Origin of the sequence: Planifilum fimeticola (genome assembly GCF_003001905.1) — a bacterium.
Taxonomy (GTDB): Bacteria; Bacillota; Bacilli; order Thermoactinomycetales; family DSM-44946; genus Planifilum; species Planifilum fimeticola.
The window spans coordinates 1-2,967 of record NZ_PVNE01000060.1 but is presented as its reverse complement, the minus strand read 5'-3'; the positions used below and the strand labels follow the sequence as shown (position 1 = coordinate 2,967).

At 45.1% G+C, this 2,967-nt stretch carries 1 pseudogene; it reads right to left on the bottom strand.

Going from position 1 to position 2,967, the window contains the following annotated elements:
• Positions 1–1,066: 1,066 nt before the first annotated feature.
• Positions 1,067–1,414: pseudogene (locus CLV97_RS17635) on the bottom strand (sigma-70 family RNA polymerase sigma factor); the annotation flags it as partial.
• Positions 1,415–2,967: the final 1,553 nt, after the last annotated feature.

Genomic DNA, 2,967 nt, shown 5'->3' with positions numbered 1-2,967 from the left:
AGCCATCCAAGCATACATCCGTTGGCGCAACAAAAACAAACATCACGAAGCCATCTTAAAAGAACAAAACAAGATCAAGGTTGCCTGAAGGGGCACTAGATGATTTTCCGAACACCGGGAGCTTCGGCAAAAACCCGGGAGGTGTTCGGAAACGCGCAAACCCGCATGAAATCAGAGGATACGCGATCCGGCGGATGTGAACAGCGGGATAGAAAGGGCTAAAAAATTTGTCGAAAAAGGAGGTGTTCGGAAAACGGCGGAGAAGTATAGGAATGACAAGGGATAGAGCCTCCGCTACAGTCCAATAAGAACACCTCAGTAAAGAGGATTGAAACTGGTCCCCGGCTTCCCAGTTTTCACTGGGTTTTGTTCGTCCAATAAGAACACCTCAACAAAGAGGATTGAAACCACAAAGCTCCCTAAATAGGGACGCGAGGTAATATTCTTCGTCACAATGAGACCCCCTTAGTTAAGTATGGAATTGATTTTCCGAACAACGGCAGCTTCGGTTTAGGCCCGGGGGGTGTTCGGAAACGCGGAAGCCCGCATCAAATAAGGAAAAACGGTGTTTTGCAACTTTCAAAACAGGCGTTGGATTCTCTAAAAATTGGTTAAATGAAGGAGGTGTTCGTAAAATGGCGTAGAGGTCCAAGTACATCAAGGGATCCAGCGCCCGCCGTCACAATTAAAACACCTCAGTAGAGAGGATTGAAACAACATAAAATATTTCTTATCCCTTTCTATTTGTTTATCGTCACAATTAAAACACCTCAGTAGAGAGGATTGAAACTTATCGTCGGCGTCTACAATCTTCGTTTTCTTCACTGTCACAATGAGAACACCTCAGTAAAGAGGATTGAAACTTGATGTTCCAGAAAAAAGCCTACAACCGGTCGTGAGTCACAATAAGAACACCTCAATAAAGAGGAGCCTGCATCTCTCACTATTCCTCCGACCCTTCAACACAATCAGAACATCTAATAAAAAAGCCGGGCAATAATACCCGGCTTTCCTTCCTTTGTCCAGCTTTCACAAAAACGGGTTAATTCCTATACATAACTGTTGACATTAGATTTTCATTCTCGATGCACCGTGCTGCATAGGTGGCCAGTTTGGTTCCCTTATCCGGCTGGAAGGATTCGATCGCCTTGATCAAACCGATGGTCCCGATGGAGATCAGGTCTTCGGTGGACTCTCCGGTGTTTTCGAACTTTTTGACAATATGGGCGACCAGGCGCAGGTTGTGTTCGATGAGGGCGTTGCGGGCTTCTTTGTCTCCCTGGGCCATCCGCTTCAGATGTTCTTCCTCCTCTTCCTCCGTGAGGGGTTGGGGGAATGCGTTGTTTTTGATGTAGGAGACGAACACGATGATTTCCCGAAGCAGCATGGCCAGCGCGGAAAACATTCCGAACAAGCGAATCCCTCCTCGGTCCGTCGCCGATAAAAACAGGTATTATCACCTATATGAGGAAGGATTCCGGTGCGTGCCTGTACCCTGAAATTATCCATAAGGAATGATGAAAAATGACGGTCCGTTCTCCTTTATACAATAAAATCGGGTATGGTTTGCCGACTGATGGTTCATCTACAGAGGTGGGGTTCAAGCTTTCAAATGGGTCGGGACATTGCTTTCGTCGTTTTCATCGGTTTCGTTCTGTCACACACCTGCCCGAAACCAAGTATCCGAAATTGGGGCTTCTCAAAGGGGAGTGGCAGCGATATTTACCAAGCGAAGGTTGGAAGCAGACTGGATGATATTGCAATACGATGTGAATACCGATCGAGTGTTAGCCTATGATTTTGCTGATGGTGTAAACATACAGGGACTTCTGGAACAGGGTTTAGCCAGGGTGAGGTATGTCTACAAATCGCCCGACGTCTCAAGACACTGATCGAAACGGTTCATACTTTAATTCCAGAAAAAATGTCAGCTCCCACAAAGACGGTACCAATAAGGATGATGTAACTTGTGAATCGCTTCGCGGTGATCTCCAGCAGTGCAGAAGCCAAAAAGCTAATCAGGCGGGAAACAGCCATTTTTTCAATTGACCAAATTGTTTCCAGAAGTTATAGTGAAAATGTAACACCTCGACTTGGGTTTTTTAGGGGATTGTAGGTAACCAAAAACTGTTCCCAATTGTAGGCGGTAAATGAGTTCTCAGTCACTATAAAGGATTGTTTTTCCGAACACAGGTGGAGATGTTCGGAAACGCGTAAGCCCGCGTCACACAAGGGAAAACGGCACTTTAATCATTTTTGAACAAGTGCAATATTTCCTAAAAAATTCCAATCTCGAAGAGGTGTTCGGAGAGTCGCGTAAGGTACCAGTGATATCAAGGGATAGAGCCTCCGCCGTCACAATAAAAACACCTCAATAAAGAGGATTGAAACTTCCTTGAGCCAACCCCAAACCCGCTCGGCGGGCTGGGGTCACAATGGAAACACCTCAGCAAAGAGGATTGAAACCAATTGGTCTGACCGTTAAACATTGAAGTATATTCAGTTGCAATATAAACACCTCAATATAGAGGATTGAAACGAATTTCCATATTCCAGTCAGAAAGACCGTTTTCGTCACAATAAAAGCACCTCAGTAAAGAGGATTGAAACTCCCACCATTCTTTTAATTCCTCTTCCTCCTCGAACGTTGCAATGAGAACACTTCAGCAAAGAGGATTGAAACGCTAATGCCGCAGCCGGAACAGTAAGTATAGCTAGGTCACAATGAAAACATCTCAATAAAGAGGATTGAAACATATTCTCAATGCCGACGCCATCAGCCCCGGCAGGTCCTGTAACAATTGGAACACCTCAGTAAAGAGGATTGAAACTCGTCGGCTCCGATGGCGGCCATCGCGTCCTTAAGTCACAATAGAAGCTATTTCAAAATTCGGTTTACACACCAAATAATGAATGCAATCAGGCAAAAAGCTCTATAGATATGCAAATATCGGTCATATCGGACCA